Annotated in this window: 16 protein-coding genes and 3 tRNA genes; 16 read left to right on the top strand and 3 right to left on the bottom strand. The window is 45.2% G+C overall.

Features of this window, described 5'->3' with window-relative positions:
• The first annotated feature begins 272 nt into the window (after window positions 1-272).
• A complete protein-coding gene (locus ACZ5V1_RS14925) occupies window positions 273-1,865 on the top strand; it encodes an alkaline phosphatase (RefSeq protein WP_464389507.1) in 1,593 nt (530 codons plus the stop codon).
• Window positions 1,866-2,001: 136 nt separating this feature from the next.
• Window positions 2,002-3,207 (top strand): YibE/F family protein, encoded by a 1,206-nt coding sequence (locus ACZ5V1_RS14920; RefSeq protein ID WP_464389506.1) that lies wholly within the window; start codon window positions 2,002-2,004, stop codon window positions 3,205-3,207.
• Between the two features lie 270 nt (window positions 3,208-3,477).
• On the opposite strand, the gene ACZ5V1_RS14915 is transcribed toward ACZ5V1_RS14920, so the two are convergent.
• Window positions 3,478-3,897, bottom strand: coding sequence for a YccF domain-containing protein (locus tag ACZ5V1_RS14915; RefSeq protein WP_464389505.1), 420 nt, complete (start codon window positions 3,895-3,897; stop codon window positions 3,478-3,480).
• A gap of 259 nt (window positions 3,898-4,156) precedes the next feature.
• Here ACZ5V1_RS14915 and gdhA point away from each other — a divergent pair, with 259 nt between their 5' ends.
• The 7 genes from gdhA to cydB all read left to right on the top strand — a co-directional run bounded on the left by gdhA (window position 4,157) and on the right by cydB (window position 14,290).
• Window positions 4,157-5,503: an NADP-specific glutamate dehydrogenase gene (gdhA, locus tag ACZ5V1_RS14910; protein ID WP_464389504.1), complete on the top strand. Its 1,347-nt coding sequence runs from the start codon at window positions 4,157-4,159 to the stop codon at window positions 5,501-5,503.
• Window positions 5,504-5,858: 355 nt separating this feature from the next.
• The gene (locus ACZ5V1_RS14905) at window positions 5,859-8,849 is read left to right on the top strand and encodes a PEP/pyruvate-binding domain-containing protein (RefSeq protein ID WP_464389503.1); all 2,991 of its coding nucleotides are present in this window, start codon (window positions 5,859-5,861) and stop codon (window positions 8,847-8,849) included.
• Window positions 8,850-9,448: 599 nt separating this feature from the next.
• Window positions 9,449-9,895, top strand: a complete 447-nt coding sequence (locus ACZ5V1_RS14900) for a YqaA family protein (protein WP_464389502.1) — start codon at window positions 9,449-9,451, stop codon at window positions 9,893-9,895.
• Window positions 9,896-10,059: 164 nt separating this feature from the next.
• Window positions 10,060-10,503 (top strand): universal stress protein, encoded by a 444-nt coding sequence (locus ACZ5V1_RS14895; RefSeq protein ID WP_464389501.1) that lies wholly within the window; start codon window positions 10,060-10,062, stop codon window positions 10,501-10,503.
• Between the two features lie 289 nt (window positions 10,504-10,792).
• The gene (locus ACZ5V1_RS14890; RefSeq protein WP_464389500.1) at window positions 10,793-11,245 is read left to right on the top strand and encodes a universal stress protein; all 453 of its coding nucleotides are present in this window, start codon (window positions 10,793-10,795) and stop codon (window positions 11,243-11,245) included.
• 674 nt (window positions 11,246-11,919) lie between these two features.
• The gene (locus ACZ5V1_RS14885) at window positions 11,920-13,218 is read left to right on the top strand and encodes a cytochrome ubiquinol oxidase subunit I (protein WP_464389499.1); all 1,299 of its coding nucleotides are present in this window, start codon (window positions 11,920-11,922) and stop codon (window positions 13,216-13,218) included.
• Between the two features lie 43 nt (window positions 13,219-13,261).
• Window positions 13,262-14,290 carry a cytochrome d ubiquinol oxidase subunit II gene (cydB, locus tag ACZ5V1_RS14880; protein WP_464389498.1) on the top strand — a complete coding sequence of 343 codons (1,029 nt, stop codon included), beginning with the start codon at window positions 13,262-13,264 and terminating at the stop codon, window positions 14,288-14,290.
• 502 nt (window positions 14,291-14,792) lie between these two features.
• Here cydB and ACZ5V1_RS14875 read toward each other — a convergent pair.
• Window positions 14,793-15,284: a YchJ family metal-binding protein gene (locus ACZ5V1_RS14875; RefSeq protein ID WP_464389497.1), complete on the bottom strand. Its 492-nt coding sequence runs from the start codon at window positions 15,282-15,284 to the stop codon at window positions 14,793-14,795.
• Window positions 15,285-15,638: 354 nt separating this feature from the next.
• Between ACZ5V1_RS14875 and ACZ5V1_RS14870 the strand changes: the two genes are divergently transcribed.
• The 6 genes from ACZ5V1_RS14870 to ACZ5V1_RS14845 all read left to right on the top strand — a co-directional run bounded on the left by ACZ5V1_RS14870 (window position 15,639) and on the right by ACZ5V1_RS14845 (window position 18,792).
• Window positions 15,639-16,037 (top strand): PilZ domain-containing protein, encoded by a 399-nt coding sequence (locus ACZ5V1_RS14870; protein ID WP_464389496.1) that lies wholly within the window; start codon window positions 15,639-15,641, stop codon window positions 16,035-16,037.
• A 366-nt stretch (window positions 16,038-16,403) separates the two neighbouring features.
• Window positions 16,404-16,787 (top strand): hypothetical protein, encoded by a 384-nt coding sequence (locus ACZ5V1_RS14865; protein WP_464389495.1) that lies wholly within the window; start codon window positions 16,404-16,406, stop codon window positions 16,785-16,787.
• Window positions 16,788-16,922: 135 nt separating this feature from the next.
• The gene (serS, locus tag ACZ5V1_RS14860) at window positions 16,923-18,212 is read left to right on the top strand and encodes a serine--tRNA ligase (RefSeq protein WP_464389494.1); all 1,290 of its coding nucleotides are present in this window, start codon (window positions 16,923-16,925) and stop codon (window positions 18,210-18,212) included.
• Window positions 18,213-18,282: 70 nt separating this feature from the next.
• Window positions 18,283-18,358, top strand: a tRNA-Lys gene (locus ACZ5V1_RS14855).
• 138 nt (window positions 18,359-18,496) lie between these two features.
• Window positions 18,497-18,572, top strand: a tRNA-Lys gene (locus ACZ5V1_RS14850).
• Window positions 18,573-18,716: 144 nt separating this feature from the next.
• A tRNA-Lys gene (locus ACZ5V1_RS14845) sits at window positions 18,717-18,792 on the top strand.
• A gap of 573 nt (window positions 18,793-19,365) precedes the next feature.
• On the opposite strand, the gene mtnA is transcribed toward ACZ5V1_RS14845, so the two are convergent.
• Window positions 19,366-20,415: an S-methyl-5-thioribose-1-phosphate isomerase gene (mtnA, locus tag ACZ5V1_RS14840; RefSeq protein WP_464389493.1), complete on the bottom strand. Its 1,050-nt coding sequence runs from the start codon at window positions 20,413-20,415 to the stop codon at window positions 19,366-19,368.
• A gap of 313 nt (window positions 20,416-20,728) precedes the next feature.
• Between mtnA and ACZ5V1_RS14835 the strand changes: the two genes are divergently transcribed.
• A complete protein-coding gene (locus ACZ5V1_RS14835) occupies window positions 20,729-22,045 on the top strand; it encodes a GGDEF domain-containing protein (protein ID WP_464389492.1) in 1,317 nt (438 codons plus the stop codon).
• Window positions 22,046-22,209: the final 164 nt, after the last annotated feature.

Here is a 22,209-nt window from a genome sequence, read left to right as displayed (position 1 = left end):
GTAATCATCTAAAAATAAAAACTTATTTTTTACTTTTTTTGTAATTTTGCATTGACCTTCCCCTTAGGGGCATAGGTTAGGTTTACGTAAATTTGATTAAATTCGTAATCACAAGTCCCCGAAATCAAGTCTACTTACTGACGCCCCGTACTAAGTTGCGCGCATGAAGCCAATTGTCTGCTCCTGCACGCTTCAGAGTCAGTAAACAAGCACTGATATGTTGGCAGTTAAATCAATCACGTTTACGACTGTAACTTGTAATGGAGAAATGTATGAATTTGTTTCGATGTAGTAAAAAGGTAGCATGTACTTTTGTAGTGCTTGCAACCGCCCTGCTTATGGCTTCCAGCGTTTTCGCAGCTGCTCCTAAATATGTCTTCTATTTCATCGGAGATGGCATGGGCCCTGCGCAGCGCCAGTCTGCTCAGTATTTCTACAAGATTGAGACTCAGAACCCAGCTGCTAAACTGGTTATGAACTCTTTCCCTGTTTCTGCTCTGATTACTACCCACTCTGACAACACCATGATTACAGACTCCGCAGCTGGCGGCACCGCTTTAGCTACCGGTTTTAAAACTACCAACGGTGCTGTTTCTAAACTCCCTGACGGTACTAGCGTTAAAACCATTGCAGAAGCAGCACGTGACGCTGGTTACGCAGTTGGTATTGCAACTACTACCCGCATTACCCACGCTACTCCTGCAGCTTTCTCTGCTCACAATATGAGCCGCGGTAATGAAAACGAAATTGCTATCGACCAACTCGGTACCAACTTCGATTACCTTGCAGGTGGCGGCTTCCGTCATTTTGTTGCTAAAGGTAATGCTGAAGGCCTGAAATCTAAACGCAAAGACAAACGCGACCTCGTCGCTGAGTTCAAAGCTAAAGGCTACACTACTTTTATCGGCGACAATGCACGTGATACCTTCCGTGCATACCAGCCGAAGAAAGGCGACAAAGTCCTCGCACCTCTCGCATACAGCGCTCTGGGCATGGAAATCGATCGTCGTAACAGCTCTGATAAAGTAAACGCAATGCCTGCGCTTGCTGAGTTGACTGAAAAAGGTATCGAAGTTCTGGAAGCACAGGACAAACCATTCTTCATGATGGTTGAAGGCGGCCGTATTGACTACGCTGCTCACTGTAACGATGCTTCCGGTACCATCTACGACACTCTTGCTCTCGATGCTGCTATCGCCAAAGCTTTTGCTTTCTACAAAAAACACCCTGAAGAAACTCTGATCGTTGTTGCTGCTGACCACGAAACCGGTGGTATGGCTATGGGTATCAGCCTTGACTCTAAAGGCTACTTCCTCAAGCTGAACGAACTCATGAAAGTAAAAGTTTCCATCGAAGACACCCTTGCATACATCTATCCTGCAATGGTCAAAGAATTCCCGCAGGCTGCTAGCCGCCATCAGGAATACCTCAAATATGTTGCCGAAAACTTCGGCTTAACTGATCTGAACGGACGCGAACTCAAAAAACTTGAGTCTGCAATGGATATCGAAGACCGCAACCAGAAGCTCAGCTCAGCAGAGCAGACAACTTACGGCTATGCATACACCCCAACTATGATCGCAGTTGCGCACCTCGTTTCCGAACGCGCACGCATCAGCTGGACATCATACGTTCATACATCCAGCGTAATCGCGTTGTCTGCAATTGGCGTTCAGGCAGAAAACTTCGGTGGTTTCAAAGATAACACCGACATCCCTCGTACCATTGCTAACGCAATCGGCGTGAAGCTTTCTTCCTTCAAACTTGAATCTTCCAAAGCATTGCTTGGTTACACTTCCGGCCCTAACGAAAAGTACTCTAAAATCCCTTACGGTCACACTGAGAACGTAGCGGGTAAAAACTAAGCTGAAAAAAACACGTTGAAAACAAGTCTGTGAAGTGCGCCTATAGCCGTTAGAGCGCATCGTACAACACCGATTTGTCGTCAATCTATGGAGAGCAGGTTCGCCTGCTCTCCACTTTATATGCTGGAGAGATGTCATGTCGAAGCTCAAACTAGCGGTAGAAACAATACTCATCTTGGGGATTGCCTTTCTTTTGTTTTTCACCGGTCATAACTGGATGAAAGCAAAGACATCCGACAATGTGCATGAACTCTCCGGAACAGTTATTTCGGTAGATAACAGCGAAGTAATGCAAGCTGGAGCCGGTGCAGTAGGGATTCAGACAGCGCTCGTGGTGTTGGGAGAAGGAACATGGAAGGGGGAGCAGGTTTCAGCAATCAACCACCTTAACGGTCAGCTGGATATGGATGAAATATATTCCGCTGGAGACAAAATTTTACTCGCCATCCAAATAGACAACCAGCAAGTCACCTACGCCAAAGCAATCAACATGTACCGCCAGAACTGGGAGCTTGCTCTCTTTGCGCTATTTGCTGTTGCCCTTGTTCTCTATTCACAGTTTATCGGTCTCAAGGCGCTATTTTCTTTTGTGGCGTCACTTGGACTACTCTGGTGCTACTACATCCCGAACCTTCTTAACGGTGCAGATCCGCTTCCGCTAAGTTTAAGCGTTCTAGTTCTGCTCTCAATGGTCATCATCCTTACAGTTGCAGGGGTAACCCGCCACGGCGTTGCAGCCTTTCTCGGCACTGTGAGCGGACTTGGTGTAACACTCGGGCTGACACTCTTTTTCGGTGAAAAACTTCATCTGGGCGGCATGACCGCGCCATTCGCCCAAACATTACTCATGCAGGGCAACTTCGGTCTTAATCTACAGCATATTTTCTATTCAGCCGTCCTACTCGGCGCATCCGGCGCAGCCATGGATATTGCCATGGACGTCAGTGTTTCCATGAATGAAATTAAGATCAAACGTCCAGACATTGAAATGCGCGACCTCATCCAGTCCGGTTTCAACGTCGGGCGTATGGTCATCGGAACCATGGCAACAACTCTGCTACTTGCCTACTCAGGTGGCTACCTAACCATGCTCATGGTGTTTGTTTCGCAAGGAACAAGCTTTACCCGCATAGTAAACATGAAGCTGGTCGCAGCAGAAATTTTTAGAATCCTCATAGGAAGCATCGGGCTGCTCATGGTCGCACCAGTAACAGCGCTTATCGCTGGCATACTGCTCAGCGTATTTGTTGAAGAGAAACAACTTAATAAAGCTGAATTGTCGTCTCCGACGGGCAGGCGGGCTCCGCCCCCTGCACCCCCGCAAGGGGATATCTCCCCTTAACCCCTGTTAAGGGTGGGCTTTGTAAGAGTTTTTATCGAAAGAAAAATTTTTTAGAATAGTAAAAAAGAAGAGAACCCTAATAGGGGTCAAGGGGACGCGTCCCCTTGTGGGGGTGTAGGGGGTGAACCCCGCCTACTCGCCGAAGGCAAAAAAAACCACTGCTCGGAATACATAAATAAAAAAAGGCCGGAACTACGTTCCAGCCTTTTTTGTTTGTAAATCAAAATGACAGATAATCAATCATTCGTAAAAAAATTGAAATATATCATTTTAACGATTAAGCAATGAATTCGGATCATCAACAACGGTTTTTCCGATAGGTGCAAGGCAAATTACTGCAAGCTTGAGATGCTGGAAGCCGAACGGAATGCCAATTATGGTAATAAAGTTGAGCAGTGCGAAAAACAGATGCCCAAGTGCAAGCCAGAGGCCGCCGAAAATGAACCAGATAATGTTACCAACTAGTCCAAGACAGCCAGTTCCAATGTCGTGCTCACCGGTAACATCTACTCTGTTCACAACGTCTTTTCCGAATGGCCACAAGGTAAACATCCCGATCACAAAACAGGAACGCGCCCAGGGAATGCCGATAATGGAAATAATCATGATTAGTCCGGCAATAAACCATCCCAAAGCCATTCCTATTCCTCCAAGAAACAACCAGAGGACGTTCATAATAATTTTTAGCATTGTATTTCTCTGTTTTTTATTGATTCCGCTCCATAACAGAGCGACTTGTTTCACAAATTTGTCACTGTCTAATAGTAAAAACTGGAACTTTTTATATTAAATACGAATTAAGATAAAAAGCAAGTTTGTCCAGTTTACTCTATTTTTGGCCTTTGTATTCCAACAATACAAAAAAAAGTGCAGTATGGCGCCACTATTCTGTACATGAATTTAACTTTGTTTTTTGCTGCATATTATTGCAGCGCTAAGGAGTCCGACAATGGATATTCTCGACCTTATTAAAAGCAGAGATCCTAATGAGCGTGAATTTCATCAAGCGGTGACTGAAGTTGTAGATTCTATCAAGCCTGTCCTTGATCGTAACCCACATTACCGCAGCGCGAATATTCTTGAACGTATTGTTGAACCTGAACGCGTTATTATGTTCCGTGTTCCTTGGGTTGACGATGATAGTAACGTTCGGGTTAACCGCGGGTTCCGTATTGAAATGAACAGTGCCATCGGCCCGTACAAGGGCGGTTTACGTTTTCACCCTTCCGTAAACCTCGGTATTCTCAAGTTTCTCGCTTTTGAACAAGTTTTTAAAAACGCACTCACCAGCCTTCCTATGGGCGGCGGTAAAGGTGGTTCCGACTTTGACCCTAAAGGCAAAAGTAACATGGAAATCATGCGTTTTTGCCAGAGCTTTATGACAGAGCTCTCCCGTCATATCGGCCCTAACACTGACGTACCAGCAGGTGATATCGGCGTAGGCGCTCGTGAAATCGGCTTCATGTTTGGCCAGTACAAACGTATCCGTAACGAATTTACCGGCGTATTAACCGGTAAAGGGCTAGACTGGGGCGGAAGCCTTGTTCGTCCGGAAGCAACAGGCTACGGCGCAGTTTACTTTGCTGCTGAAATGCTTGCTGTTGATGGTCGTACCCTTAAAGACACACGCAGCCTTGTTTCCGGTTCCGGTAACGTTGCACAGTACTCAATGGAAAAACTCATTGAACTTGGCAGCATTCCAGTAACTTTCTCTGATTCCTCAGGCTACATTTACGATGAAAAAGGCGTGGATAAAGAAAAACTCGCATTCATCAAAGAACTCAAAAACGTACGTTTCGGCCGCGTAAGCGAATACGCTGAAGAGTACCCTGAAGCAGTGTACGTACCTGTTGATCCTACAGCAGACTTCAACCCGCTTTGGGACCACAAAGCAGATTGCGCATTCCCTTGTGCTACGCAGAATGAAATTAACGCAACCGATGCTGCTAATCTGGTAGCCAACGGCGTTAATGTTGTTTCTGAAGGTGCAAACATGCCGACCATGCCTGAAGGTATTGAGCTCTTTATTGCAGAAAAAATTATGTACGGCCCGGGTAAAGCAGCAAACGCCGGTGGCGTATCTGTTTCCGGTCTTGAAATGTCACAGAACTCCATGCGTCTTAGCTGGAGCCGTGAAGAAGTGGATGATCGTCTCCGCATGATCATGAAAAACATCCACAAACGTTGTCTGGATACCGCTGAATACTACGGCACCCCTCGTAACTACGTGAACGGTGCAAACATTGCCGGCTTTACCAAAGTTGCAGACGCCATGATTGATCAGGGTGTTGTGTAGCATCATTACAGACAATTCCGTGCCATGTGCGCGTGATATATAGATCCATAAAGGGCATACATGATTTCATGTGTGCCCTTTTTTTGTATAAATCGAAGGCTGTTACACTTTTCAGCCCCTGAGCAGGTTCATTCTTCAACCAAGCGATACGCCCTTTCACTGCGGTCATTCATTGCTCTAAGAGCTTGCAGGTGCTACAGATTAAAGGACGATACCTCTTTTTCGATGCAGCAGCGCAATATAACACGGCACTACTCTTTATTCATGTAGCGTCCAAATAGATACCGTGCTGACACTGCGGAGGTTCATTCTTCTCACAGAAAATCCCAAATCACCCACAAACGAGCGGGGCACTATGGCACTTTCTGATTTCTGTCACAGAATTACGGCTGAAAATAAATTTACTGTATATCACGATCTCATGCGCGTGAAAGTTAAGCACATCCTTCTCGTTTCTTCTCCGTACGATGCATGGGTTATGGAAGAAGACTGCAATCTTTCTGAACGCCTTGCGACCGAATACCGTGGCTTGAACTTAAGCTCGCCACCGCGTCTTACGTGGATTTCCGCGCCGGAAGAAATTCCAGCAACTCTGGAAGCGCGTCCGGTAGACATGGTCATACTTATGTCCGGACTTGCAGAGCCGGAACTTATCAATTTGAAACAACGTATCGATACTTTTGTTCCAGACCTGCCGGTTGTTGTACTCACGCACAGAGAAATTAAAGAGAGCGCACGCCTCAAGCGTAAAAATCTGGATCACTGCTTTTTCTGGACAGGTGATGCAGAGCTTTTAATGGCTATCGTCAAACTGACAGAGGACAAACTGAACCTCGAAGCGGACACGCAGGAAGCGGGCATCCGTAATATTATTCTTGTAGAAGATTCCCCAAGCTACATTTCATCCTTTCTTCCTATTCTTTACCGGGCATTGGTTCAGCAAGCACAATCCGTCATTCAGGAAGGGCTTAATCAGGAACACAGGCTGCTGGTCATGCGTGCACGACCAAAAATTCTTGTTGCTGAAACGTTTGAAGAAGCAATGGAGTACTTCCACAAATACGAACAATACGTGCTTGGTGTCATCTCTGACGTCCGTTATCCACGAAATGGAATGGTTGACCCGTCAGCAGGTGTTACGCTGCTGTCTCAGATTAAACAGGAGCGCAAAGATATTCCGCTTCTGCTCTCCAGCAGTGAATCAGTTAATAGATGGTTCGCACAGGAAATCCCCTGCGAATTTATAGATAAAAATTCACCTCTTTTGCTGGCAGAACTACACAGATTTGTCAGTGAGCATCTTGGCTTCGGCGATTTCATATTCCGCAGCAATAATGGAATGGAAATAGATCGTGCCCACACGATGTACCAACTCAAACTAAAGCTGGAACAAGTTCCGGATGATGTTTTTCTTACACACTGCTTGAACAACGATTTTTCCCGTTGGTTTTTTGCCCGTACAGAAACAGAGCTGGCCTGTGTCATGCGTCCTCTTACAGCGGCGGACTTCGGAAACAGCGTTGAAACAATGCGAACATTCGTTATCGATCAAATTCGCCTAAGACTCCACCAACGCCAGCGGGGCATTGTTGTAAGCTTTAAAGAAAACGACTTTGATCCAAAGACAGATTTCTTAAAAATTGGCGAAGGCTCCATCGGCGGCAAGGCGCGCAGTCTTGCCTTTATGTTCCGCCTTATTGAACAAAGCAGTTGGTTGAACAAAAAATACCCGAACATCGATATTGTTCCCCCCAAAGTATTAAGCATTGCCACTGAAGGATTTGATAGCTTTCTGCGCCTGAATGATCTTGGTTACTTGGCAGATGAAGATTTTAAAGACGAGGAAGTTGTAGAAATCTGTCTCAAGGCAAAACTTCCCGACTGGTTGCAAGGAAAGCTCAGAATTTTCTTAGAGAAAGTGGAAACACCACTTGCTGTACGATCTTCAAGTTTACTCGAAGATGCTCAGTATCAGGCGTATGCAGGCTTATACTCCACGGTTATGCTCACCAATACGCATCCAGACATTGAGGTACGTTACGCAGAGCTTTCAACAGCCGTGAAGAAAGTCTACGCATCGACGTTTTTTCAGTCTCCGAAGTCTTTTTCACGAAGAGTAAAGCTCCGTACTGATGAAGAAAAAATGGGTGTTATTATTCAGGAAGTTATCGGTAGGCGCTTTGACGACTATTTCTATCCGGCAATTTCCGGCGTAGCTCAGTCTAAAAACTTCTATCCGTTTGGCAGGATGAAAACAGACGACGGAATCGCGTCTATTGCTATGGGGCTTGGTAAAACCGTCATGGACGGCGGGCAGGTGTTCCGATTCTGCCCTAAATGTCCTCATGTTCAACCGCAAGCTGCCAATATGCAGGAGCTGCTTAAGAACTCACAAAGCACATTCTACAGCCTTTACATGGGAGATCCTGCCCTTGCGCCTAAGGCAAAAGAGCAAGAGGGCGCTCTAGTGCAACGCAGAATCTACAACGCAGAACCTAACGGGCCAATTTCATATCTTTCAAGCAGCTACCTGCCGCAAGAAGGAATTATTCGGGATACAGCTTCTATTCCAGGCAGTTCCAAAGTTCTGCTCTTTGCACAGGTGCTGAATCACGGACTCTTCCCGCTACCGGAAATGCTGAAGGATCTGCTTGAAATGGCTGAAGAGGCAATGGGCGGCCCCGTTGAGCTTGAATTCTGTGTGAATATGGACATGGACGGCTCCAATGCTGAGTTTGCCTTGCTTCAACTACGCCCAATGAGCTCACTGTCTGGGCTCTCCACAGTGAATATAACCAAACAAGAACTCGCTGCTTCCTTCTGTTATTCAAAACATGCGCTGGGTAATGCGGAAAGTAACGATGTATATGACATACTCTTTATTCATCCAGATGATTTTGATGTGGCAAAAACTATGGAGATTAAACAGGAACTTCTAGAATGCAATAAGCAAATGCTTCGCGATGAACGCAAATACATCCTTATCGGCCCCGGCCGTTGGGGAACATCCGACCGCTGGCTGGGTGTTCCGGTCACGTGGAACGATATTTCCGGCGTATCCGCCATTGTGGAAACTTTTACGGAGAACCTACGGGTTGAGCCGTCTCAGGGCTCGCATTTCTTCCATTGCATCACAACACTGGGCATTAACTACGTTATGGTAACCAACTCCAATGAGGAATTTATCCATTGGGAATGGCTGGCGAACATGCCGGTACACCACAAAGGGCAATTTATAACGCACATACGGTTTGAGTCTCCAATCACTATTAAAGTGGACGGTAGAACGGCAGAATGCGCAATGCTGAGACCAGCATCACAGGCACCCGATGTCCCGATCATATAGCAGTACTCTTCTTTCTAACTGTATTTGTTACTCTTTTACCGCAATGTTGCAAAAAAGAGACATTGTCGACTTTTAACCATTTTTCTCACCCCACTTTAGCCCTTGATATTAAAGGACTTCCTTCCAGTGTTTTATTTTTGCAACATCAAGTAAAAACTAAGCACTTGCTAGTGATGCTTTTTTGCAACCTATATGAGTGTGCACTATTATAACCCACCCTCGGCAAAGCCTTGGTATTGTGCCTTTTATAAAAAATAAGCTCTTTTTGATAAAGTTGGCATCACAGTTGCTATATAAAAAGTAGCTTATCAAAAAGCACATGTGGTATCCTCTAACACTGTGAAATTGTGAGTAACTGCCAACGCTCATTTCACATCCGGTACCAGTTTACCTAAACTTCCTTTTTCTATCTGGCTGCCCGCTGCGATTGCGCTTGAACGGCGGGAATAATGTCAGATAGCCTGAATGTTCCACGAATATTTCCTTGCAGAGGCTCTGTAATCATCATGATTACAGAGCCTCTCTTGGTTTTGCAGGTCATATCATCCAAACCTGTTCAATTTGACGATCAACGTTCTTTTTGAAACAGTGCCACACCCATGACAGACTTTTTCACTCCAGAGCTGGGATATCCTGCTCTATTCCTTCTCAGCTTCCTTGCTGCAACAGTACTTCCTCTCGGTTCCGAGTGGTTGCTTGTCGCCATGATTGCCGGTGCTTTTGATCCAACATCATCTGTACTTGTTGCGACTGCCGGAAATACACTCGGCGCATGTACCACCTATGCAATCGGCATCTGGGGCGGCGCGTATCTTATCCATCGAATTTTACGCATGGATGAAGCTTCACAAGCAAAAGCACATCACTACTACTCTAAATGGGGACAGTGGTCGCTGCTTCTTTCATGGCTGCCTGTCATTGGAGATCCTCTCTGCCTTGTCGGCGGCATCGCCCGTGTTCGCTTTTCCTTCTTTCTCCTGCTTGTCCTCATGGGAAAATTTTCCCGCTACGCCGTGCTCGCCTGGCTTACTTTGCAAGCAATCTAGTCACAAATCCGTATCGCCCCTCTTCACTTCATTATTCTTTCATCCTGACACGCGAAAATGTTCTCAGGTGATCATGAAAAGACTATACACCTGTGCTCCCTATGTTAGAATGAGCCAAACACCTTTTCACGTCATTAAATACATTTTACGCGCCGGAGGAAGGTATGCGGACAATCAAGCACATCCTTGTTGCTGTTGACCTTATGGAAGACAGCTCATTTATTGCAGCATATGCAAAACTTTTTGCGGAAAGACTTAATTCCAAAATAACTGTGGTCTATGCCACACCGCCATTAACCCAATATTTTGGACTCTACCTCCCGCAAGATACCATTGCAAAATTTCATGAAGAATCAGAACAGGGTGCAATACGTGAACTGAAGCAATTTGTTGAGAAGCATTTTGCTGGTATGGGCGCAGAACAACGCCTTGCCAATGGTCACCCACAGGACGTTGTCCTTGGTGTTGCCAAAGAAGGTGGCTTCGACCTTATTATTATGGGTACCCATAGCCGCAAAGGTATGGATAGAATAATGTTCGGCTCTGTCGCCAACCACGTAGTAAAACAGTCAGACATCCCAGTTCTTACGGTTAGACCGGATATGTAACCAGCTGTTTAAAATAATTAATTCCCCTATCGGCAAAAAACTTTGCCAATAGGGGAATTGTTGTACTATCAAAGGACTATAAGAAATTTTTGTTTTTTGTAGATTTCTGGTTGCATTAGAATCATTTTTGGTATTGATTACTATTAACGACAACGAAATCACGTCACACGGCTTGTTATCTCCCGACAATGCACACTATCGGGGCATAAACTATACAATGCATACAAGACGTATTTTCGAGTCGGTATGTAACTCATCCCCGATTTTTAAACATCCTTTGGAGGTCATTATGCGTACTATCAAAAATATCCTCGTTCCTGTTGATGTAATGGAAGACAATGACTTTTTTGTTGAATATGCAAAACTTATGGCAGAGAAACTTGATGCAAAAATTACTCTGCTATATGCCCGTCCGCCTCTGGATCGTTTCTATGATGTCTATCTTACCGATGACGTTGTAGAAAAACTTAAAGCAGATTCTAAACAGCGCGCCCTAAATGAACTTGAAAAACTTGCCGAAGACCAGTTGGCAAGCATGGACGTATCCATCAAACTACGCCGCGGTCAGCCTCAGGATTTGATTCTGGAAATGACCGATACAGATGACTACGACATGGTTATTATGGGAACACACTGCCGCAAGGGTGTTGAACGCGTACTTTTCGGCTCTGTTGCAAACCGGGTGGTGAAACACTCCAATACTCCTGTCCTAACTATCCATCCGGCTGAATGCAAAGGCTAGTGGCTTACCCCTTCTGCCACTAAAACTCAGCCAGCAGAACAGACATCGTACCTGAACAGACGGGTACCATATTCATTCTGCAGCTTCGTAGACGAAAAATGAAAAGCCCCTTCCTGACCGCTCATTCAGGTAGGGGCTTTTCTATTGCTTTTTGCTCAAATGTACCTTTTTACCTGTTAATATTATGAGGAAAAAAGTATTATCCGATACGTATACTGTACTCAGATTTGCATTATCAGCTTACATGCGAATACTGGCACTCAATGCTCATCTATTGGCAACTATGCACACGCACCCAGAAGAAGATCTTAAACGCATCACACAACACTCGTTAGAGAATATGCGTTTTTGATGTAACCCCTTACAAAAGGAACTCTTATGGGGCTTTGTCATCAAACAATAATTAAATTTTACACCTGAACACAAAAATAAGCGTATCGTATTTTTTTCGTTACCTAATTCTACAAGAAAGTGTTAAATAGGAGCAACAATCAGTTCTCTTTATTGGCGGAAATGCGATTTTGGGTTGCCAAAACAACATTTTTAGTATTGATTACCATTACTGAGTGACTGACAGGACAATGTGTGTGTCCTGTTAAAAATATTCAACATTTTTGCGAAACCTTGGCGTCCGTTACCTGCTCTGACAGGACGTAGCCGAAGGGGGTTAATGTATGGACGTAGTAATGCTGTCCAGAATTCAGTTTGCAGTAACTGTATTCTTCCATTTTATTTTCGTACCGTTAACGCTTGGACTGTCTGTACTGCTTGCCATCATGGAAACCATGTATGTGCGCACCGGTAATGAGATGTACAAGCGCATGGTTAAGTTCTGGGGTAAACTGTTTATCATCAACTTCACCCTTGGAGTTGTTACAGGTATTACTCTTGAATTCCAGTTCGGTACGAACTGGTCACGCTACTCTGAGTACGTAGGTGATATTTTCGGCTCCTTGCTCGCCATTGAAGCGAGTACCTCTTTCTTCCTGGAATCTACCTTTATTGCTGTATGGTTCTTTGGTTGGAAAAAAGTCTCCAAGAAAGTTCACCTTATGTGTATCTGGCTTGTTGCGCTCGCTTCCAACATGTCCGCTTTCTGGATTATCATGGCGAACGCGTTCATGCAGAATCCAATCGGCTTCAAAATGGTTAACGGCAAACCACAGCTTGATGATTTTATTGCTGTTATCACAAACCCTTACGGATTCGGCGAATTTGCCCACACCGTAGCCTCTTCATGGATGGTTGGCGGTCTTTTCGTAATCGGTATTTCCGCATGGCATCTTGTTCGCAAAAACGAAGTGGAATTATTCAAAAGCTCTTTCAAAATGGCTTCTGTATTCTTCCTCATCTTCTCTTTGGCGACAGCAGCAGCTGGTCACCATCAGGGACAGATTGCAGCTAAATACCAGCCTGCAAAACTGGCTGCTATGGAATCCCACTGGGAAACCAGCTCCAACGTTCCTATGTACCTGTTGACTTGGCCTAACGCTGACAACACCGGTAACATGATTCAGGCTCTGCCAATTCCTGATGCCCTGTCTATTCTTGCATACAACAATCCGAATGCAGAAGTTATCGGCCTGAACGATATTCCTAAAGAAGATCGTCCACCGGTTCTGCCTGTTTTCATCAGCTTCCGCTTGATGGTCGGTTTAGGTTCCTTCTTCCCGATTCTTGGTATCGCCTTGTTCTTCTGGCGCAAGAAAATTGAAGAAAAAACGCTTGTTCTTAAAGTACTTCCTTGGCTTATCCCGCTTCCATACATCGGCATCATGCTCGGTTGGGCTGTAACTGAAGTTGGTCGTCAGCCTTGGATTGTATATAAAATGCTTCGAACCTCGGATGCGGCTTCGCCTATTGAAGCCTCAATGGTTGTCTGGTCTATTGTTGCCTTTACCGTGATTTATACATTCCTTGGTGTGCTGGATATCTACCTGCTAAGGAAATACGCAATAAAAGGCCCTAAATAGACTGGCAGGACAAATCCTACGCAATCAATAGAGAGGTTTTTATATGACTCTTGAACTTATTTGGTTTTTATTATGGGGAGTCCTCTGGGCCGTCTACTTCGTATTAGACGGGTACGATCTGGGACTCGGAACCATATTCCCGTTCTTTGCTAAAAGTGAGCGCGAGAAGCGTGTTCTGTATAATGCAGTGGCACCTTTCTGGGATGGTAACGAAGTATGGCTGATTGCAGCTGGTGGTATCACCTTTGCTGCATTCCCGAGAGCATACGCCATCATGTTCAGCGCACTTTACGCACCGCTTCTCATTATCCTGTTTGCACTCATCATGCGTGCAGCAAGTTTTGAGTTCCGTAACAAAGTCGATTCCGACGGTTGGCGTAAAATGTGGGACGTATTCCAGTTCCTCGGTAACTTTATACCAGCTCTGCTTTTCGGTGTAGCTTTTGCCAACATCTTCCAGGGCATTCCTTTCGATGCAGACGGCGTATACTTCGGCAGCATTCCTAAACTGCTCAACGTCTACGGCCTCATCGGTGGTGTGTTCTTTGTAATCAACTTTGCAATGCACGGCTCAATGTGGCTTTCCATGAAATCAGATGGTGAAATCCACGACCGCGCTGTTCTCTATGCAAAAAGATTATGGCCGTTCACTGTAGCTCTGGCTGTTGCATTCCTCGCAGCTACCGGCTTCTACACTGATCTGTTCGCAAACTACCAGAAAAACGGCATGTTGCTTGTTGTTCCTGCAATCGGCGTAACTGCGCTGCTTATGGTTCGCATCTTCCTTGCCGGTGGTCGCAACCACCTCGCATGGATCAGCAACGCTATCTCCATCTTCTTTGTGATCATGTTCGGTATCATCGGCATGTTCCCGAAACTGCTGCCTTCCAGTCTTGATCCGGCAGCATCTGTAACAATATTCAACGGTGCATCCAGTACCCTCACCCTGCAGATCATGCTCGGCGTTGTGGCTGTGATTATCCCGCTTGTTCTTCTCTACCAACTCTGGGCTGTAAAACTGCTCATGCACGTTGTAGATGACGAAGTGCTTGATTCTGACGAATCCTACTAGCACTAAGTAAAACGCATTTAAAAAGGCTGCTCTTCATACGAAGAGCAGCCTTTTTTAGTTGGGTATTTTTTTTGCCTCCGGCGGCCTAAGAACCTTTCTGTAGAAAGGTTCTTAGGAATCTCCAAAGACTTTTACCTGCGAGATTAGCATGTTTTTTATGCAACCTCGCGGCTTATGCTTCATTACCTTTCGTAATGCTCCACCTTAAATTTTGTTACGCGTAAATGGGTAATCAATGTGCAATAGGTAATTAAAAAAGGGCTGTCCTATTTATGTAGGACAGCCCTTTTTTCACTATTCAAGTCAGTGGAATTAAGCCGCGTGAAAAATTTTTCAACGGGCTTTCTTCGCATAATAAAAGTTTTTGGAGATTTTTAAGAACCTTTTGCAAAGCGGTAGCCGTTCTCAAAGAATGAGAGATTACGGATAGCGACAGTGAAACAGGTTCTTAAAGCCCCGCTGGCAAGCGCCGTCGGAGACATCTCATTGAAAGGTACGAAACTTAGTTCTTACCACAGCATTTTTTGTATTTTTTGCCAGAACCACAAGGGCAAGCTTCGTTACGGCCCACTTTTGGAGCTTCGCGACGGAATGTGTCGTGATTCTGAACCATACCTTCTACGTAGTACCAGTCGTCGCCTTCTTTACGGAAGAAGCTGTGCTCGTGCATTTCCTGCGGTACGCCGCCGAGTTTGTAGTTAGCAACAAACTCAACTTCGCCGGTAATATCGTTTTCGCCACCATCTTTGGTGCCGAGGATATCAAGACCTGTCCAAGAAATCTTTTCAGACCATTCTTTAATTTCTTCTACGGAAAGATCACCACGCATATCTGGGTGAATGGAAGTACCGAGGTATTCGTAGCTACCAATTGCGTGTGCGGTGTAACGGGAGCGCATAAGTGCTTCCGCAGTAGGAGCGTGCGCTTTACCAGTAATAATAGGCTCACAACACGCAGAAAACTCAAGATCGGAACCGCAAGAACATTTTGACATGACTTCTTCCTCTATATCTATTTAAAATTTTTAGTATATTTGCATTTGTAATATGTAAAAAAAACATGTCTGCAACAAGTAACCATGTATTCTGAAGCAAGATAACGCATGTGCAGAGTCGTCAGCTACAGTTTTCAAGATAGTTACAGCATGTTGCTGAGTGGGTACAACATTCAAAATAGTCTGGCAAGGTAACTATACTTAACTAGAATAATTAACATCTTATAATAGCATCTATACTTGATTGCTGTGATATTTCCACGCAAGTACTCTTTAGAGCTTCTATATCCAATGTATAGAGGCCAAACTATACGGCGCACCCAACCCCTTTAATCATTATGGGACGATTGCATCATGCCAGAAGAGGCTCATTATCAAGAACGCCGGGCAATGCCACGTTACACCCACCCGTTTACTGCATCCATAGCTGAGTTTGTCTTCCCTATGTCCTGCCAGCCGTCTTTTAAGGCAGAATGTATAGACATAACCTCCAAGGGCGCGATGCTAGAGGTGGACTCGATAATTCCAAAAGGAAGCGTACAACAAGTAAGCATTGAGCTCCCCGGATTCGAGAAAAAACTGCTGAAGAACAATCTTCTTACGTGCAATATGCCGTATCAAATTCGCGTTGTCTCGCGAGTAATCTGGACAACTGTCAAAAATGACATCTCAGTTATTGGTATTGAGTTTTTAAACATGAATAAAAGTGCAGAGCAGGCTCTTGGTCGATACTTGAAAGACAAGCGCACATAAACCGTCTCACACCTATCTATACACACTAGCGTTCACACTGCTTACAACGCGCTGCTTACACAAATTGATATCAAATAAAGGTCATACAAAACTGTATGGCCTTTATCTTTGATAACGTATGCATTTTCTCATTGATGATGCAAAATGACATCAATTTATCGTTTTTTTCAAAAAAATAACTCCACAAAGAAACTCCAGCAGTGCACAGCCCCCGTGCATTCCCAACAAATTCTGTTTTTCCGTATGTACAAACTTACTCAATGTTCATTGACACACACAGGCTGTTTACGCATATTTGTAATGATTCAGCTACTTTGTTTATGTTTACTTCGTCCCTGCTGTGCAGGAATAACAAAGGACACAGTCATGGCAGAACCATCTCGTACTACTCGTAAAAAAACGGAAATGCAGTCTCTTCTTTCAGAATCGTTTAAGAAAAAAATTCAGCACGTTCCTATTCAGGAAGAAGTGCAGAACGATATTCAAAGAGTTATGCTGGCGCTTGGATATGCGATTGCGCTTACCCCGACAGGCAGCACTGCTTTTACGCTTCAAACACAGTACAAAGGGCTTGATGTTCGCGTTTGGGTTATGAATGAACATCAAAACGGATGCCCAAGTTCACTTCTGGAAACTGTCTGGGTTGGTTATTATACCCACGGTGACCAGCGTGAAATGGTGGAAGATTTCGAATACCCTCGCCTTATGGATTATCTGCAAGAGATTCATCCAGAAATATTCGATTCATAAAAAGCTGCATTCTACCACTGTAGAATGGGACAACTTCAGGTTACAAAATGATGGCGTCAATTTATCTAAGTTGACGCCATATTTTCCTGCGGCTATGCTAACAAATCGTACAAAATTTCAAGGAGCCGCATTTCAATGCTCGATCTCAAACTTTTACAGAAAAATCCGCAAGTTGTAGCTGACGCTTTGGCTAAGCGAAACTCTTCTATTAACGTTGAAGAATTCACTACTATTGATAAGCGTCGCAGAGAATTGCTTGTAGAGCTTGAGTCTCTTAAAAGCGAACGCAACAAAGCATCCGGTGAAGTAGCTAAGATGAAACGCGCAGGCGAAGATGCATCTGAGTTTATTTCCCGCCTCGGTTCACTGTCCGATAAAATCAAAGAGCTTGATGCTGAAACGGATACTATCATAACCGAAATGAACGAATGGCTTATTGCTGTTCCTAATATACCACACGAAAGTGTTCCTGTTGGCGTAAGCGAAGACGAAAACGTTGAGCTGCACAAATGGGGCACAAAGCCGACCATGTCCTTCACTCCTAAAGAACATTGGGAGATTGCAGAGACTATGGGCGGCCTTGATTTTGAGCGCGCTGCTAAACTTACCGGCTCCCGCTTTGCAGTATTATGGGGCTGGGCTGCTCGCTTAGAACGCGCTCTTATCAACCTGTTCCTCGACATGCAGACAATTGAACACGGCTACACTGAAGTGTTCCCGCCTGCTATCGTTAACAGCGCTACCATGACTGGCACTGGCCAGTTACCAAAATTTGAAGAAGATCTTTTCCGTTTAAGTCATAAAGACTACTACCTCATCCCGACTGCTGAAGTGCCTTTGACTAACATGCACGCGGGTGAAATGCTGGAAGAAAGCGACCTGCCACGTGCATATACTGCGCAGACTCAGTGTTTCCGTTCTGAAGCCGGTAGTTATGGTAAAGACACCAAAGGCCTTTTCCGTATGCACCAGTTCACAAAAGTTGAAATGGTTCGTTACGCAAACCCAGACACTTCTTACGAAGATCTGGAAAAAATGCGTCAGCATGCAGAAAACATCCTTCAGCGCCTTGGTCTGCACTACCGTGTAATCACCTTGTGTACTGGCGACACTGGCTTCTCTGCTGCAAAAACCTACGACATCGAAGTATGGTTACCGGGTCAGGATAAGTACCGTGAGGTTTCTTCCTGCTCCAACTGTGAAGATTTTCAGGCTCGCCGTGCAAACCTCAAGTTCAAACGCAAAGGCGCTAAAAAACCTGAGTTTGTGCACACATTGAACGGTTCTGGACTACCTACCGGCCGTACAATGATCGCGATTATCGAGAACTATCAGCAAGAAGATGGTTCCATTGTAATCCCTGAAGCATTACGTCCTTACATGGGTGGTATCGAAATAATCACCCCTGATATGGCGACTAAATAAAAAAATCACTTTTTTTCGAAAAAGTATTTGACAATCTGAGTGCTCAACTATAGAACTGCACTCCTCAAACGGGTCGTTAACTCAGTTGGTAGAGTATCTGCCTTTTAAGCAGAGAGTCACTGGTTCGAGCCCAGTACGACCCACCATAGAATTTAAAGACCGGAATTTCGGTTCCGGTCTAATTTATTCGCCCCCGTTTGAGTCAGGCACATCGTAGTTAAATTTTTTCTTAGAAAAACATTTGACATGAGGACGCGAAGCCTATAAAAACTTTTTCCTCAAGAGGGTCGTTAACTCAGTTGGTAGAGTATCTGCCTTTTAAGCAGAGAGTCACTGGTTCGAGCCCAGTACGACCCACCATGAATACATAAGCCGTATTTGCTAAAGCGAATACGGCTTTTTTCAGTGCAAGAGGTGAGACCTATAGCTCGTTAAGAAAATGTATCTTTTCTTAAAAAAGTGTTTGACAAGATTACACGGAGTCTATAATTCACATCTCCGAACGGGTCGTTAACTCAGTTGGTAGAGTATCTGCCTTTTAAGCAGAGAGTCACTGGTTCGAGCCCAGTACGACCCACCATGCATATATAAGCCGTATTCGCGAAAGCAAATACGGCTTTTTTTGCGCCTGCTGTTCAAGATTCACAAGCCAAGAGAACCAACACTTCTGACTCTTATTAACCGCCCCCTTGCCTGCAACACTTGTCAATTCCTGCTTTGCCTCCGCGTCCTGCCCCCTGTTACACTGTCGCTATCCGTAATCTCTCATTCTTCAAAAAACCAACTGCCGCTTTGAAAAAGAGCCTCTCAAAAAGCTGCTGACATTTTCACCACTCTTAACGGCGGGTTGAATCAGTTCTTTTTGCAACCTCACGGCTTATGCCCATTACCTTTCATTGAAATATAAAAAGGCTACCCTTCATATGAAGGACAGCCTTTTTTGCTACTCAAGCCAGTCGAATAAAGCCGCGTGAGAACATTAGCTACGGGCTTACTTCGCATAATAAAAGTTTTTGGAGATTTTTAAGAACCTTTTGCAAAGCGGTAGCCGTTCTCAAAAAATGAGAGATTACGGATAGCGACAGTGAAACAGGTTCTTGAAGTCCCGCTGACAAGCGCCGCCAGAGGCATCTACCCTCCAGCTAAAACAAGATTACTTACCCTGTTCTGCAAAAGCTTTCTTTATAGACTCTGTAAACGGAGGGCGCAGCACGCCTACTTCGGTTACGATACCGGCGATCAACTCGTTTGGAGTCGGGTCGAACGCAAAGTTGAACACTGGCACATCGTTCGGTGTAATCTGCGTTTCACCTACATGAGTAACCTCACGCGGCGTACGATCTTCAATCGGTGTGGAATCACCGTCCGGCATGTTTCTGTCAATGGTGGACAACGGCGCTGCCACATAGAAAGGAATATTGTGCGCTTTTGCAAGGAGGGCAACTGAATAGGTGCCAATCTTGTTCACAGCATCACCGTTTGCGGCAACACGGTCTGCACCTACAACCACCTTGTTTACCATGCCGCGACGCATGAGAAGGCCGCAAGCATTGTCACATGCAACAGAAACCGGAATACCGTCTTCTTTCAACTCATAGGCTGTTAAACGAGCCCCTTGAAGGAACGGACGGGTTTCGTTCGCAATGACTGAAATATCTTTCTTACCAGCGTCTACAGCACCACGAACAACACCGAGCGCTGTACCGTACCCAGCAGTTGCAAGAGCCCCTGCGTTGCAATGGGTCATAATGGTGTCACCGTCATCAATGACGGTTGCGCCATGCACACCGATGAGCTTACAAATTTCAATATCTTCTTTGTGGATAACCTTTGCTTCTTCAAGCCAAAGCTCCATGAGTGCCTCAAGAGTTTCTGCTTGTGAAGATACCCATAATGCTTTCATGCGTTCCACACCCCAGCGTAAATTCACGGCTGTTGGTCGTGCTTCTGCAATCTCTTCGAGCTTAACTTCGAGCTCTTTTTTCCAATTCTCGTTACCTGCAACTTCTTTTGCCGCAATCCAGCAACCGTATGCTGCTGTAACACCGATTGCAGGCGCTCCGCGTACAACCATTGTCTGCAATGCATAGATAATATTTCCTACAGTATGGCAGTAGTAATCTTCTTCACACGCTGGCAGATACCGTTGGTCGAGCAACACAAGAGCTGAGTCTTCATCAGAAAAACGAATATGACGTTCCATTAAATACTCTCTATGGGGTTTAGAAAACGCCTCAACACGCCGATAAAAGAATTGGGGGGCAGGATACTGATAAACCGAGAATCTTCCGGTTTACCATACCTGCTAAAAACTTCTCTACACTGAAAAATTCTATTTTTTCGAGCAGAAAGCATTGAGAAACGTATTCTGTGAGTAAAAATTGTGCCTCAACAGATACCCTGTTGGCCGTATCTGGGCAAGGCGTCACGCGGGGTTGCTCAGCAGGACACTTCAGGCTATGAGGTGGGTTAGAGAGGGTTGGAATTAAAGATGATAGCAAAGTTACGAGGTTAATATGAGAGCACTCACCAGTTTGGTCCTCTCTTTGTTCCTGCCTATTACATGCCTTGTGGGAACGTTCTTTATCGTAATGAATCAGCACTTCATTCCGCAATCAGTTCTTCCAATTATGCCTGCTTTACCGTTTGTTCTTGCCATTAGCGGCGCTGCTATGGCTTGGCAATTTAAACGAAGCAGAGCCGTTTTTCTTTTGCTGCTGATAGCACTTTGCTGCTGGTTTATTACCCTATATCTTCCCGGTATGAGCAGTACCGGCATGCGCTTGCGTCTGGCCTACGGCCTTTCTGCGCTGCTGTTACCTATAAATCTGGTTATCTTCGCCTATTGTGAAGATCGAGGCGTTCTTACGTTGTGGGGCTCCATTTCGGGAGCATTCATCGTTCTTCAGGCTGCAATGGTTGCCGCCATGCTTGCGCCTGCACAACAAAGCGGACTTATCGCATGGCTTCAGGAACGCGTACTGCTTTTAGATCGCATTGACGTTCTCCCTGTATGGGCAAGCAATTGGACGTTTATTCCACAAATAGTGCTCATTGTTACCGGCACCGTATTGTTCCTTCTGCTCATATTTATGAGTCTTAATAAAGGTAAGCGAGACAGCACATACGTAACGCTTATTACAAGCTGCATTGCCGTTATTGCGGGCTATCACTATGTGGCGACTCCCAACGCAAGTTCTCTGTTCTTCATGGCAGCAGCGCTCATCATTACGCTTTCCTTATTTCAAGATTCATACTTCATGGCGTACGTGGACGAACTGACAGATCTGCCATCGCGCAGAGCTTTGAATGCAGATTTTAAAAAACTCGGCAGAAAATACGCGTTGGCGATGGTAGACATCGACCACTTCAAAAAATTTAACGATACCTACGGGCACGACATCGGTGATGATGTTTTGCGCATGGTTGCCGGGCATCTTTCAAGAGTTTCCGGTGGCGGCAGGGCATACCGTTACGGTGGCGAAGAGTTCACCATTATCTTTCCAAAAGGTATCGCAGCAGAAGTTCACTCACATCTTGATGAATTACGCCAACGAATTGCCACAACAGATTTCCATATCCGTAGCGGCAAGCGTGCACCTAAAAAACGTAATACTCGCAAGGGCTCTGTAAACGTCACAATATCCATTGGGATCGCCGAACGCACAGACGGGTCACAATCTCCTATGGAAGTAATAAAACTCGCAGACAAGGCCCTCTACAAAGCCAAAGGAGCCGGACGAAATATCGTTAAGCTTGCTTCAACGCCGCGAAACAACAAATCGAAAGACAAACCGTCGCGGCCAGACGCTAAACGCAACGTCCGTACCTAATATTTATTATTTCTTATTCATTATCTTGATGCCTTCGGCGACGGGGCTCACCCCGAGGGCACTTGTTCCCGTAATACTCGCGGACTCGTTAACGGTTGACTGGCGCTGCCCTCGACCCGCAAGAGGACGTCCTCTTGACTACGAATTAGCGACAAAGCTTGTTT

It is taken from the genome of Halodesulfovibrio oceani subsp. galateae (genome assembly GCF_055397225.1).
Note: the sequence above shows the minus strand (reverse complement) of the source record. Positions and strands in the feature narration are given on the sequence as shown.